The organism is Streptomyces sp. SD15 (genome assembly GCF_054462255.1).
In genome coordinates this window covers 32,149-45,174 of sequence record NZ_JBTLMO010000005.1, presented here as the reverse complement: position 1 = coordinate 45,174, position 13,026 = coordinate 32,149, and the positions used below count along the sequence as shown (strand labels likewise).

The following is a 13,026-nucleotide window of genomic DNA, read 5'->3' as shown; positions in this document are numbered from 1 at the left end:
GGTGCCGCAGGGGTGCTCAGGCCGTCGGACGGCCGTGCGGACGCCAGGTCCGCGGGTTGATTCGTCCGCCGTAGAGCGGTAGGTCGATGGGCGCGTCGTCGTTGGTGAACTGATCCCAGATGCGGGTCACGCCTGCGGTGCCGTGCGTCCGGACACGTGTCACGTCGTCCAGGTCGATGACGTCGGTGAGGATGGTGCTGCCGTCCCCCGTGGCTTCGGCGCGGACGCGGCCTTCAGGGTCGACGACAAGGCTATGGCCACGGCCCAAGGGTCCGGCGGTGTTGACGCTGACCACATGCACTTGGTTGACGATGGCGTTGGCGCGGGCCAGGACGGTTTCCTGGGCCCGGTCGGCGGTGGTGGTCATCACGGGGTTGACGATGACCTCGGCGCCCATCCAGGCGAGGTGGCGGGCGACTTCCGGGAACCAGGCGTCGTAGCAGATGGAGAGGCCGATCCGTCCGGTGCCGGGGATGTCGAACACGACGAACCGGTCGCCCGGGTCGTAGGGTTCGCTGGGCCTCCAGGGAAAGATCTTGCGGTACGAGGCCGCCAGGCGGCCCTCGGGCGAGAAGGCGACGGCGGTGTTGTACAGCTGCCCCTCGGGGCCGCGTTCGCACACCGTGCCGGGAAGCAGCCACATGCCCAGGTCGCCGGCCAGCTCTCCCAACGCCTTGACGCGGGGCCCGTCCAGCGGCTCGGCGATCTCCCGCAACTGCTCGTGCGTCTCTGTGCCGAGGCCGTCGACGCCGCAGAGGTGCAACTCGGGGAAGACTGCCATACGGGTATGCGGAAAGCGGGACCGGATGCTCTCCACCTCGGCAGCGAAGTCCCTGAGCTGCGTGTTCGCAGGGATGGGAGGGAGCTGAGCGAGGGCAAGCGGAAGGGGGCGGGACATGCGCGAGAAATTAGTTCAGAATGAACAGTTAAGCAAGGGGTTCCCTGAGTGGCCAGTTCCATGAACAATGCGCCGCCTCCCCGGACACGCCCGTTAGGGTGACGCACATGGCCAGTACCGACGGCACCACGACAATCCCCTTCGCCACCCTGAACGGCGTGAGCAGGCTGTCCGCGCTGGAGGCCGTGCGCGCCAGGATCGCCTTGGCCGTGGACCTCGGACTGCTTGCACCCGGAGACCGTCTTCCCGGCACCGCGCAGATCGCCAGCGGTCTCGGCGTCGGCGAGATCACCGTCCGCCGGGCGCTGGTCTCTCTGTGCACCGATGGCGTTCTCGAACGCAGACGGGGTCGCAACGGCGGCACGCACGTCGCCGAGAACCCGATGCACGGCACGGTTGTCGGCGCGGAGGCGTACCGCTCCGACAGTGCTGCCGTCCATCGCCTGATCGACCACCGACTCGCCCTGGAATGCGGCATCGCACACCTCGCCTCGGCCCACGCCTCACAGGACGACCTGTCCGAACTGCAGGACCTGGTCGAGGAGATGGATCACATGCCGAGCTGGGCGGAATTCCACGGCGGCGACGAGCGCTTCCATCTACGGCTGGCGCAGGCGACGGGCATCCCGTCGATCACAACCCCCTACAGCGCCGTTCTTCGCGAGCTCTACCGCTACTACTTGCCCTATCCGATGGAAGCTCTGCGGGAATCCAACGCGGAGCACCGTCGGCTCATCGACGCCCTGCGCCGCAAGGACGCGGCCGAGGCCGGCGAAGTGGCCCGACAGCACGTCGAAGTGCTCCACCACACCATGTTCGTCGGCCTGATGAACACGGATTGAAAGTTCGTGAAGGCCCCTGGTGTCCTCTTTCCGACCGTTCACCCCGGGATCCACCGCGACGGGCTTGATCGTCGCTCCCGTCCCCGAGCGGTACACCGCGTACACCCCGTAGAGCCGTGGGGTCGCAGATGACGCGTACGCGTCTGCGGCCGGTGGGGCCGTGCTGACGGTGCGCGTAAGGGGCTCGATCGAGACGCCTGAGGCCAACGATGCCCAGCGCCACACGGCAGCCGAGGCCGACTCGCGTCCTACGCCGGACTCGCCCCCGTCACTCACCTTTTACGAGCCCCGCGAGCCCAAGAACGTCGCCCTGGCGGCATGAACCCGCTACGGACGAATCACCTCAAGAATGGCGGCTCAGGGTTGACGAAAGCCATAGGGGCAACCCCGGCTCCCAGGCGCATCGGCGGGGCGCGAACGACTCAGCGCGGACCAGGAAGCAGCGTTCGCGTCAGTCGGCGACCTGCACCACCGCCGTCGCCTCCGCGCGCACCGTCGGCGTCGCGTACGTGTACGTCACGCCGTCGACCGTCTTGGTCCGCACGCGCTGCGGGACACCGTTGACCGTGATCTTCTTGTGGACGCCCTGGAAGCGGGCCTCCCAGCGGTAGGCGCCGCTGCGCGCGTTGTTCGTCAGCGTGGACCTCGTCGCGCCGTCGTGCCGCACGGTGATCGTGCTCGTGCCGATGGGTATGTCGGCGGTCTGGAGCCACTTCATGCCGGACGGCAGCCGCGACTGTGTGGTCACCGTGCGGTTCGCCGCGTCCGGAGCGATGCCCATCAGGCCCTCGACGGTCTGGCTGACCAGAGTGAACGACACCTCGGGGTAGTCACCGTTGGGGCCCTGGCTGGAGTTGATGTGCTGGAGTTCCCGCTGGCCGTAGATCTTCTTCATCCACGTCCAGGCGGTGTCGTTGCGGTTGTTCCTGAAGAACATGTCGGGCAGGTACGTCGTCGACTCGATGTTGGGCGACCCCTCCGGCCCCAACTCCTGCGCCTGGATGTAGTCGAGATAGGCGTCGCCCCGCGCGCCGGGATCGATGATCTGCTTCAGCGGCACGAACACGCTGTTCTCCTTGCCCCAGCCGGTGACCGGGGTGCCGGAGGTGGTGTACGCGCGGACCATGTCGGCTCCGCTTCCGCTGCCGCTCCAGTCGTCGTTGAAGTACGCCTTCAGATCGGTGGCACGCCGGTCGTATGTCCTGGCCAGCGCGGTGTCGCCCTTGCCGCGTGCGAGCGTGGCCATCGCCAGATACGCCTGGTACTGGGAGGCGATGCCGTCCCCGGCCTCGGCGAGGCCGTCGCCGTCCTGCTCGTTGTAGCTGGCGGCGCCGGCGAAGATGCCGTTGCCCGTGCCTTCGGCGACCTTGACCTTGCCGTTGGGCTTGGCGCTGTTGTGCAGGTCGATGAACTCCTCGGTGGAGTGTTGGTAGAAGTCCCACAGCGTCGGGTCGTCCACGTAACTCCGGTCGCCGGTCCAGAGGTACGCCTGGCCTGCCTTCTCGACGAGTTCGAAGACGGCCGGCACCTCGCGCACGTAGTTGTCCGGGCTCTTGTAGTCGATGCTCAGGTAGGTCTTGGCGTCGAAGTTGAGGGACCACACCGGGAAGTACTTGTGCGCGGCGGTGGCCGACTGCGCGTACGAGCGGAGCATCGTCTTGTTCTCGGCGTCGAGGCCGAGGATGTGGGCGCCGGCGAGCTGATGGGTCATGTCGCGGGAGTAGTAGGCGCTGCGGTTGGCGTATCCGGCCCAGTAGCCGGCCGCGTACGGCGCGGTGCCGGTGCCGCCGGTCTGGTACTCGTCGACGTTGATCGGGCCCGTCGTGCCGGGCAGCTGCACCCAGCTGTTGGCCTTCTTCTTGGCCCAGCCGAACATCTCGACGACCTCGGGGTCGGACGAGGTGACCTTGGGGTCGGCGGGCGCAGCCGGCGAGATCATCAGGTCGTCGGCGTTGACCCAGGAGCTGCCGGAGCCGAAGGTGATCTCCAGCCGGTCGCCGGCCTTCAACTCGACGCGGCTGACGGTGTATCGGGCGTACATGGCGCGCTGCGGCAGGGTGATCGTCTCGACGGTCTCGCCGTTGCGCCGGACCGTGTACGTGCCGCCGGTGCCGGCGCTTCCGATCCACGCGGAGAAGTCGTAGCTGCCGTTCCGGGGCGCGACGAGGGTCAGCTCGGCTCTCTTGCCGGCTCCGGCGTCGAGGTAGAGGAAGCGGGCGCCGCCGTGGGAGTTGCCGGTGCCGACCCCGGTGCCCGTGCCGAAGGTCCAGCCCGTGCCGCCGTTCTCGAAGCCCGGGTCGTCGAGGGTGAGTTGGGGGCGGGCGGCGGAGGTGGTGTCCGACGCGGGAGCCGCGCCGTCTCCCGGCGCCGCCGTGGCCGACAGCGCGGGGGCCATCGGCGCGAGCAGGGCAACAGCGGTGAGCAGCATGAGCCTTGAGGGCTTCATCGGGTCTCCCGGTCTTCGGTTACAGCGGGCGGGGCGGCCGAGTGGTGGCGGAAAGCTAGCAGGGGCCGAAGAGGCGATTCAATGGTCATACGCAAGAAACATGCAAGACATGCATCCTGAGTGCCATGTTGAGTGTTCAGTGAGGCAGAAAGTTTTCACTCATATCTTGCAAGTGGGATCGATCGCTTGTTAGCTTCGCCGCGCTACAAGAGCCGCGCACCCGCCGGACCCCCGGAGCAGCCATGGACGCCTCGCCCCTGAACCAGCCACCGCCGGACGACCCTCCGCGAAACGGTCTGGACCGACGGCGCCTGCTCGCGCTCGGCGGTTCGCTGCTCGCCGCCGGGGCCGGGACCTCGCTGCTCGGTGCCTGCTCGGTGACCGGCGCCACCAAGGCGGGGAGCCTCGGCGACCCGGACCGGGCCGCGATCACCGTCTGGAGCTGGCAGGGCCCCGCCGCCGCCATGAAGGCCCTGGTCCCCGCCTTCAAGGCGCGGCATCCCGGGATCGACGTCACCGTGCAGGACATCGGAAACCCGGCGATCTGGGACAAGATCACCACGGCCATGGCGGCCGGCGGGCAGGGCCTTGCGGACGTCCTGCACATCGGCGTCGACTATCTCCCGGCCTACACCGAGAAGTTCCCCGACGGTCTCGCCGACCTCGGCCCGCTCGGCGCCGACGGCTACCGTGACGCCTTCGCCGACGGCATGTGGCAGACCGTCACCCGCAAGGGCAAGGTCAACGCCCTTCCCTGGGAGGCCAATTCGGCCGGGTTCTACTACCGGGCCGACCTCTTCGAGGCCGCCGGTGTCGACGGCGAGGCGCTGGCGACGTGGGACGACGCCATCGACGCCGGGAAGAAGATCAAGAAGAAGACCGGAGTCCATCTGCTGGGCATCGACAAGCCCGCGTCCCAGCCGGACGCCGCCAACTTCTTCCAGATGCTGCTCCAGCTCCAGGGCACGTTCTACTTCGACGCCGAGGGCCGGATCACCCTCAGCTCTCCCGAGGCCGTCACCGCGATGACCCTCATCAAGGAGATGAACGACGCCGGCCTGGTCAGTGATCTGGCAGGCGGCTGGACCGCGCTGGAGAACTCCATCAAGTCCGGCACCGCGGCCGTACTGCCCTGGCCCACCTGGTTCGGCAGCATCATCGAGGGCCTGGTCCCCAAGGAATCCGGCAAGTGGAAGGTCCGCCTCCCACCGGCGGTGAAGCCCGGCGGCACCACGGCCGCGACCGTCAACTCCACCCATCTCGCCGTCGCCGGCTCCAGCATGCACCAGGCCGCCGCCTGGGCGTTCGTCGAGTACGTCCTGACCAGGCCGGCATCGCAGGAGGCGATCTACCGCAGCAAGGGCATCGCCCCCGCCCTGCTCGAGGCGTACGAGGCCCCCGTCTTCCACGAACCGTCGGCGTTCTTCAGCGGCCAGCACAAGGGCGAGATCTTCCTCAACGCCCTCAAGGCGCGCTCACCCGCCGTCAACTACTCCGCCGACTACGCCCGCGCGCTCAAGACCGTCGCCGACGCGCAGACCCAGGTGCTGCTCAAGGGGGCCGACCCCGGCCGGGCCCTGCACAACGCCGCCGACCAGCTCGCCCGCCAGACCGGACGGGAGCTCGCCTCATGACCACGACCACCACCCCCGACGGCGTCCTGAAAGCCGCCGCCGGCGCCGCCCGCCCGGCAGCCGCGCCCCGCTCCACCGCGCGGATCCTGCGCCGGCGGGCCGTTCCGTATCTCTTCATCCTCCCCGCGCTCGTTCTCTTCGCGGTCTTCAAGCTGTACCCGATCGGCTCGTCGTTCCTGATGAGCCTGTACGAGAATGTCAACGGCACCCAGGAGTTCGTGGGCGCGGGCAACTACACGCGGGCGCTGGACGATCCACTGCTGTGGACCGCGCTGAAGAACACCGCGATCATCCTGGTCGTCCAGGTGCCTGTCATGCTGGCGCTGGCTGTCGGCATCGCGGTCGCCCTCAACTCCGCGCTCCTGCGCGGCCGCGCCTTCTTCCGACTCGGCTTCTTCCTGCCGACGGTGACCGGACTGGTCGCGTACGGCATCATCTTCGCCGTCCTGCTCAACACCCAGTACGGACTGGTCAACTGGCTGCTCGGCCTGGTGGGCATCGGAGAGGTCCCCTGGCTGACCGACCCTTTGTGGGCCAAGATCTCCCTCGGCCTCGTACTGACCTGGCACTACACCGGCTACAACGCGGTGATCTTCCTCGCCCGGCTCCAGTCGCTGCCCACCGAGGTGTACGACGCGGCGGCCGTCGACGGCGCCTCCGCCTGGCAGTCGTTCCGCCATGTCACGCTGCCGGGGCTACGGCCCGCGCTCCTGCTGACGACGGTGCTGTCCACCATCGGCACCCTTCAGCTCTTCGACGAGCCGTACGTCCTGACCGGCGGCGGGCCCGACAACGCCACCCTCACCATCGGCGTGTACCTCTACCAGAACGCCTTCAAATACTTCGACTTCGGCTACGCCTCGGCCGTCACGTACATCCTCACCGTCCTGATCGGCATCCTGGGCATCGTGCAGTTCCGCCTGCTGGGAGAGAAGTCGTGACCCTCACCGCCACCCGGCCGCGGCGATCCCGCACCCACACCCGGTCGATCCTGCTGACCTCCTCGCTGGCCATCGCCGTGGCGGCCGTACTGCTGCCGTTCTACTGGCTGATCGTCGCCAGCACCCACAGCTCCAAGGAGATCTTCGACAGCCCGCCACCGCTGCTGCCCGGCGGACACCTGATGGACAACCTCTCCACCCTGGAGTCGTCGGCGCGGTTCAGCGACGTCATCGTCAACTCGCTGCTGATCACGGTCATTTACACGATCGCCGCCGGAGCGATCTGCACGCTGGCCGGATACGGCTTCGCCAAGTTCCGCTTCCGTGGCAGCGGCGCGCTGTTCGGGCTGCTGATGCTCGGGCTCGTCATCCCCACGCAGGTCACACTGATCCCGCTGTTCAAGATGATGGTCGACCTGGAGTGGCTGGGCACCTACCAGGCCGTCATCATGCCCAACCTCGCCCTGCCGTTCGGGATTTTCCTGATGCGGCAGTCGATGGCCGCGCTGCCCGACGAACTCATCGACTCCGCACGGATGGACGGCTGCGGGGAGTTCAGGCTCTTCCTCAAGGTCGTCCTGCCGCCGATGAAACCGGCGCTCGCGGCCCTCGCCATCTTCCTGTTCCTCTTCCAGTGGAACGACTTCATCTGGCCGCTGGTCGTCCTGCGCGACGCCGGCGAGTTCACGATCCCCGTCGCGCTGGCGTCGCTCCAGGGCCTGGACCAGACCGACTACGGCGCCCTGCTCACCGGCACGGCCCTCGCCGCGATCCCGATGGCCCTCGTCTTCCTCGCACTCCAGCGCCATTTCGTCTCCGGGCTCCTCGCCGGTGCCGTGAAGGAATGATCCCCGCAATGACCCTGAGCACCACCCGACGTGTCACATCCGGCATGACCATCCTGCCCGTCACCACGGCCGAACTGCCACCGGCACGCTACGAGCCACTTCTCGACGGCGTCCGAATCGCGGTCCTCGGCCACGCTCTGGGCTTCGGCGCGCAGTGGACGCTGACCGAACTCGGCGACGGGCAGGCCCTGTTGGAGATCCGGACCGACGGCGGGCCGGCGCCGACGGAGGTGCGGATGAGCGTGCCGCTCGGCGACGCGGCCGGCTACTGGCACCCGGGCGCCGGCTGGGAGCGCACCCTCGTCGCCGACTGGGCGGGCCGCTCACGCGTCAGCCTCGTCGACGGCACCGCCGCAGGCTGCCTCTACGACCACGACGGCCGCACCCGGCTCACCTTCGCCGTCGCCGACCCGGTCCCCGAGACCGATGTCGTCTTCGGGGTCTCGGAGGAGAACGACACCCATGTGGTGCACCTGCACCTGGCTCCCGCACCCGACGGCACCCCGCGCCGCATCCTGCTCGCCCGCTCCGCGCCCACGGTCGCGACGGCCATGCGCGGACTGCGGAAGTGGTTCGCCACGCAACCGCAGTGCGCCCCCATGCCGGTCCACGACAGCGCCAAGGCGCCCGTCTACTCCACCTGGTACGCCTTCAACCAGCGTGTGGACGCCCCATCGGTCGAGGCCGAGGCCCGCGTCGCCGCCTCCCTCGGCTGCGAGGTGCTCATCCTCGACGACGGCTGGCAGGAATACGGGAGCGGCCGCGGCTACGCAGGGTGCGGCGACTGGCGCCCCGACCCGGCGAAGTTCCCCGACTTCACCGCGCACGTGTCCGCCGTACGCGCGCAGGGCCTGCGCTACCTGGCATGGGTCGCCCCGCTGCTGCTCGGCCCGGGCGCCGACTGCGCCGGACAACTCGCCCCCTACGCCCCCGCGCCCGCCGGCGTCCCCGGCGCCCACGTCCTCGACCCGCGCCGCCCCGAGGTCCGCGACCACGTCATCCGCCTGTGCACCCGGCTGGTCGCCGACCACGGCCTCGACGGGTTCAAGATCGACTTTCTGGACGAGGCCATGGCGTACCGCGGCGACGGCGCGTACGCCCACCACGAAGGCACCGACATCAGCGATGTCGGCCAGGCCATGACCGTGCTGCTCACCGACCTGCGCACCGCGCTCGAAGAACTGCGGCCCGACGGCGGGCTGCTGCTGGAACTGCGCCAGCCCTACGTCGGCCCCGGCATGGCACCCTTCGGCAACATGCTGCGCTCCTTCGACTGCCCGGGCGACGCCACCGGCAACCGGGTGCGCACGCTCGACACCGCCCTGCTCGCCGTCGGCGGCGCGGTCCACGGCGACATGCTCCTGTGGGACCGCGACGCGCCCGCACACGCGGTGGCACGGCAGCTGATCGGCTCCCTGCACTGCGTCCCGCAGATCTCCGTACGGCTGACCGGCCTGTCCCGCGAGCACCGCGAGACGCTGGCGTTCTGGCTCGCCGAATGGCGGCGGCTGCGGCCGGTGCTGCTGCACGGGGACGTCGAGCCCGGACGGCCCGACGAGCTCTACACCCTGGTCACCGCGGCACGGGGAACGGCCTGCGTCACCACCGTGCACAGCGACCGGATCGTGCCCGTCGACACCACCGCGTACGACGACATCACCCTGGTCAACGGCACGGCGTCGGACCGTCTTGTGATCGAGGTGACCGGCGGGCAGCGCCCGTTGCGCATGACCGTCCGTGACGAGCGTGGACGTATCATCGACGACTGCGAACGGTCGCCGGCACCGGGGCTGCACAGCGTGCCCGTACCTCGCTCGGGGCTGGTGGCACTACGGGTGACGGAGGGAACCGTATGAAGGTCGGCATCACCGAGGTCGCGGACCGGGCGCAGGTGAGCGAGGCCACGGTCAGTCGCGTCATCAACCGGCGCCAAGGCGTGTCGCGCAAGACCCGCGAGGCGGTCGAGCAGGCGATGGCCGACCTGGGGTACGAGCGGCAGACGCGGGGTCAGCTCATCGCGGTCATCACCGAGTTCGTCTCCAACCCGTTCTTCGCCGACGTCTGCGAACGGATCGAGTCCACCCTCGCCCCCCACGGCCTGAAGACGGTCCTGTGCCCGTGCTTCCCCGGCGGAGTGCAGGAGCTGGACTTCGTGACCTCCCTCGCCGACCGGGGCGTCGCAGCCGTCGTCTTCCTCTCGGCCAGCAACACGATCGAGGGCGCGGACCCGGCGGCGTACGAACTCCTGCGGTCCCGCAGGATCCCGTTCGTCGGGGTCAACGGCCAGTTCGAGGGCGGGGGCGAGGCGCCGGTCTTCTCCACCGACGACCTGCTGGCCGCCGAACTTGCTGTCGACCACCTCCACCGGCTCGGTCACCGCCGCATCGGCATGGCATCGGGCCCGGTCGGCAACCGCCCGGCGGACCGCCGCGTCAGCGGCTTCGTCTCCTCGCTCGCCAGACGCGGTGTCGAGGACCCGGAGCAGTGGGTGGTCCGGCAGTCCTACACCGTCGAGGGCGGCCAGTCCGCCGCGATCTCGCTGCTGGGCCGCGGCGCCACGGCCATCGTCGCCGCCAGCGACTACATGGCCCTGGGCGCGATCCGCGGCGCGCGCCGTCAGGGGTACGACGTCCCGGGCGACGTGTCGGTCGTCGGCTACGACGGCGCCATGATCATGGACTTCGTCGACCCTCCGCTCACCACGGTCCGCCAGCCGGCCGACCGCCTGGCCTCGGAGGTGGCTCGCAGCATCCTCGCCCTGGTCGGCAACCGCGACGTCCCCGTCGGCGAACTCCTCTTCGACCCCGAACTGGTGATCCGCGCGAGCACGGCGGCGCCGAGGATGGAGTGAGGCGGGTGAGGGGGCGGGGGAACCTTCCGGGCACCGGCCTCGGCGCCGCGGAGTTCGGTACAGGCGATCCTGACGCAATGCGTCGCGCGATGGCGGTCTGTCTCGCATCCGGCTGGGGCTCGCACAGGTTTGTTGGCCGTACTACCGGCCGTGGAACAGCGCATTGGCTCGATCACCCCACCGACGAACGCCGCCGGTCTCGACCCGGCGTCCATCCCCGGCTCGTGTCCTCGTCCTCTCCGGAGGACGAGGCCGCCACCGGCGCCCCCACCGGTTCCGCCAAGGTCCTCCTCGCGGACGAGGAGGACCCGGTCGCCGAGGCAGGAGCGGACCGGTCGGCGGGCCGCTCACGGCGACGGCGGCCTTCTCGTGCGCGCGGCGCCAGACGATGGTGTCGCCAGTGAGGCCGATCACCCACTCCGGGGCGGCCCCGGGGGCAGTGACGTCAACGAGTGCGGCGCGCCGTGTTTCCGCCGTCCGTCGCTGCCACGGAGACGGTATCTCCGCCCCGTGGGCTCTGAACTGGTCGAGTCGGACGCGAAGTTGAAGATCTGTCGGCCCTCGGTATCAGTTGCCATTGCTCGTCCATACCATTGACCTAGAGGTCGGATCTATAGAGACTCTGCACGGAGGTTCGACCGAGAAACTGGCGGCAACTCCGCGTATTCATCGGGTGTTTCGTGGCTGGCGGATGCTTCGGAGGGGCTATGTCTCGGTTCGTGTTTCTTGGGGTGGCACTCGCGTTGCTCGGTGGTGCCAGCAGTCCTGTCGCCGCGGCACCGACGGCGGCGCCGGTGGTGGTCGACGTAGACGATTACGGAGCCGACCCCACCGGCCGGACGGACTCGACGCCCGCTGTCGCCGCGGCGCTGCGGCACGCCAAGAGCGTCGATCGGCCGGTCAGGGTCGTCTTCTCGAAGGGCACCTACCAGCTCTTCCCCGAGCGGGCCGAGACACGTGAGCTGTACGTGTCCAACACCGTCGGCGCCGACCAGCGTTACCGGGACAAGAAGATCGGGCTGCTCGTCGAGGACATGCACGACGTCACCATCGACGGCGTCGGGGCCAAGCTCGTCTACCACGGCCTTCAGACGGCGTTCGCGTCGATCCGCTCGACCAATGTGACCTTCAAGAACTTCTCCTTCGACTACGCGGCCCCCGAGGTCATCGACGCGACCGTCGCCGCCACCGGTGTCGCCGACGGGCACGCCTACCGCGTCCTGAAGATCCCGGCCGGCAGCCCGTACCAGGTGAACGGCACGCACGTCACCTGGCTCGGCGAGACCAGTCCGGCCACCGGCCAGCCGTACTGGTCAGGTGTCGACGGACTCCAGTACACACAGATCCACGACCCCAAGGCGCAACGGACCTGGCGCGCGGACAACCCGCTGTTCAACGACGTCGCCGCGGTCACGGACCTCGGCGGCCGCCGGATCCGGATCGACTACACCACCGAGGCACGGCCGACGGACGCCGGACTCGTCTACCAGATGCGCCTCATCGAGCGAACGGAACCGGGCGCTTTCATCTGGGAGTCCAAGAACGTCACGATGCGCTCGATCAACGCCTACTACCTCCAGTCCTTCGGTGTGGTGGGGCAGTTCAGCGAGAACATCTCCATCGACAAAGTGAACTTCGCACCCGATCCGAGGTCCGGCCGGTCGACCGCCTCGTTTGCGGACTTCGTGCAGATGTCCGGCGTCAAGGGGAAAGTCTCGATCACCAGGAGTGTCTTCGACGGCCCGCACGACGACCCGATCAACATCCACGGTACCTACCTCGAAGTCGTGGGGAAGCCCGGGCCGTCCACCCTCACCCTCGCCTACGAACACCCGCAGACCGCCGGATTCCCGCAGTTCGCCCCGGGTGACGAGGTCGAGTTCGCCTCCAAGCGCACGATGACCCCGCTGGCGGACGCGCACGCGGTGGTCACCGCGGTCGACGGGCCGAGCGGGATGGACCACACGAAGCCGCTGACCACGATGACCGTCACCTTCGACCGGCCGGTTCCCGCCGAGGTCGAGATCGGCGGCACGGTCGTCGAGAACATCACGGCCACCCCGTCGGTCGTCGTATCCGGCAACGTGTTCCGCAACGTGCCGACCCGCGGCGTGCTGGTCACCACCCGCAAACCTGTCCTGATCACCGGTAACCGGTTCGACGGGATGTCCATGGCCAGCATCTACGTCTCCGCCGACGCCTACCAGTGGTACGAGTCCGGGCCGATCGCCGACCTCACGATCCGCGGGAACTCGTTCACGCGGCCCAGCGGTCCGGTCATCTTCGTGGAGCCGACCAATCAGGTCATCGACCCGGCGGCCCCGGTGCATCACAACATCTCGGTCGAGCACAACTCGTTCGACATCGGTGACGTCACCGTCGTCAACGCGAAGAGCGTCGGCGGGTTCGCTTTTGCCGGCAACACTGTCCGGCGGCTGGACGGAGCGGATCACCCGCCGTACACCTCCCCGCTGTTCGTCTTCCACGGCAGTTCAGGCATCCGGATCGCGCGCAACCACTACGACAAGGGCCTGAACACCTCCGTGGTCACGGACTGACTTGATCA

At 68.8% G+C, this 13,026-nt stretch carries 9 protein-coding genes; 7 read left to right on the top strand and 2 right to left on the bottom strand.

The annotated features are described in order from the left end of the window. Positions 1-16: 16 nt before the first annotated feature. Positions 17-898 (bottom strand): carbon-nitrogen hydrolase family protein, encoded by an 882-nt coding sequence (locus ACX28W_RS06655; RefSeq protein WP_458997804.1) that lies wholly within the window; start codon positions 896-898, stop codon positions 17-19. 107 nt (positions 899-1,005) lie between these two features. On the opposite strand from ACX28W_RS06655, the gene ACX28W_RS06650 reads away from it, so the two are divergent. Continuing rightward, positions 1,006-1,740, top strand: coding sequence for a FadR/GntR family transcriptional regulator (locus ACX28W_RS06650; RefSeq protein WP_458997803.1), 735 nt, complete (start codon positions 1,006-1,008; stop codon positions 1,738-1,740). Between the two features lie 451 nt (positions 1,741-2,191). On the opposite strand, the gene ACX28W_RS06645 is transcribed toward ACX28W_RS06650, so the two are convergent. Next, entirely contained in the window at positions 2,192-4,186 is a 1,995-nt protein-coding gene (locus tag ACX28W_RS06645; RefSeq protein WP_458997802.1) for a carbohydrate-binding protein, read from the bottom strand. A gap of 242 nt (positions 4,187-4,428) precedes the next feature. Between ACX28W_RS06645 and ACX28W_RS06640 the strand changes: the two genes are divergently transcribed. The 6 genes from ACX28W_RS06640 to ACX28W_RS06615 all read left to right on the top strand — a co-directional run bounded on the left by ACX28W_RS06640 (position 4,429) and on the right by ACX28W_RS06615 (position 13,018). Next, positions 4,429-5,820, top strand: coding sequence for an ABC transporter substrate-binding protein (locus ACX28W_RS06640; protein ID WP_458997801.1), 1,392 nt, complete (start codon positions 4,429-4,431; stop codon positions 5,818-5,820). Beyond that, a complete protein-coding gene (locus tag ACX28W_RS06635; protein WP_458997800.1) occupies positions 5,817-6,761 on the top strand; it encodes a carbohydrate ABC transporter permease in 945 nt (314 codons plus the stop codon). The genes ACX28W_RS06640 and ACX28W_RS06635 overlap by 4 nt, the downstream gene beginning before the upstream one ends. Continuing rightward, positions 6,758-7,609, top strand: coding sequence for a carbohydrate ABC transporter permease (locus tag ACX28W_RS06630; RefSeq protein WP_458997799.1), 852 nt, complete (start codon positions 6,758-6,760; stop codon positions 7,607-7,609). Before ACX28W_RS06635 ends, ACX28W_RS06630 begins: the two co-directional genes overlap by 4 nt. 8 nt (positions 7,610-7,617) lie before the next feature. Then, positions 7,618-9,465 carry a glycoside hydrolase family 36 protein gene (locus tag ACX28W_RS06625; RefSeq protein ID WP_458997798.1) on the top strand — a complete coding sequence of 616 codons (1,848 nt, stop codon included), beginning with the start codon at positions 7,618-7,620 and terminating at the stop codon, positions 9,463-9,465. Beyond that, complete coding sequence (locus ACX28W_RS06620) at positions 9,462-10,460, top strand: LacI family DNA-binding transcriptional regulator (protein ID WP_458997797.1); 999 nt, start codon at positions 9,462-9,464, stop codon at positions 10,458-10,460. Before ACX28W_RS06625 ends, ACX28W_RS06620 begins: the two co-directional genes overlap by 4 nt. A gap of 707 nt (positions 10,461-11,167) precedes the next feature. Further along, positions 11,168-13,018, top strand: a complete 1,851-nt coding sequence (locus tag ACX28W_RS06615) for a right-handed parallel beta-helix repeat-containing protein (RefSeq protein ID WP_458997796.1) — start codon at positions 11,168-11,170, stop codon at positions 13,016-13,018. The last annotated feature ends 8 nt before the right edge of the window (positions 13,019-13,026 follow it).

What these genes read in the sequence shown, in the direction of transcription:
- ACX28W_RS06645 (WP_458997802.1), bottom strand. Translation starts at nt 4,186, where the DNA reads ATGAAGCCCTCAAGGCTCATGCTGCTCACCGCTGTTGCCCTGCTCGCG.
- ACX28W_RS06655 (WP_458997804.1), bottom strand. Translation starts at nt 898, where the DNA reads ATGTCCCGCCCCCTTCCGCTTGCCCTCGCTCAGCTCCCTCCCATCCCT.
- ACX28W_RS06640 (WP_458997801.1), top strand. Translation starts at nt 4,429, where the DNA reads ATGGACGCCTCGCCCCTGAACCAGCCACCGCCGGACGACCCTCCGCGA.
- ACX28W_RS06625 (WP_458997798.1), top strand. Translation starts at nt 7,618, where the DNA reads ATGACCCTGAGCACCACCCGACGTGTCACATCCGGCATGACCATCCTG.
- ACX28W_RS06620 (WP_458997797.1), top strand. Translation starts at nt 9,462, where the DNA reads ATGAAGGTCGGCATCACCGAGGTCGCGGACCGGGCGCAGGTGAGCGAG.
- ACX28W_RS06635 (WP_458997800.1), top strand. Translation starts at nt 5,817, where the DNA reads ATGACCACGACCACCACCCCCGACGGCGTCCTGAAAGCCGCCGCCGGC.
- ACX28W_RS06615 (WP_458997796.1), top strand. Translation starts at nt 11,168, where the DNA reads ATGTCTCGGTTCGTGTTTCTTGGGGTGGCACTCGCGTTGCTCGGTGGT.
- ACX28W_RS06650 (WP_458997803.1), top strand. Translation starts at nt 1,006, where the DNA reads ATGGCCAGTACCGACGGCACCACGACAATCCCCTTCGCCACCCTGAAC.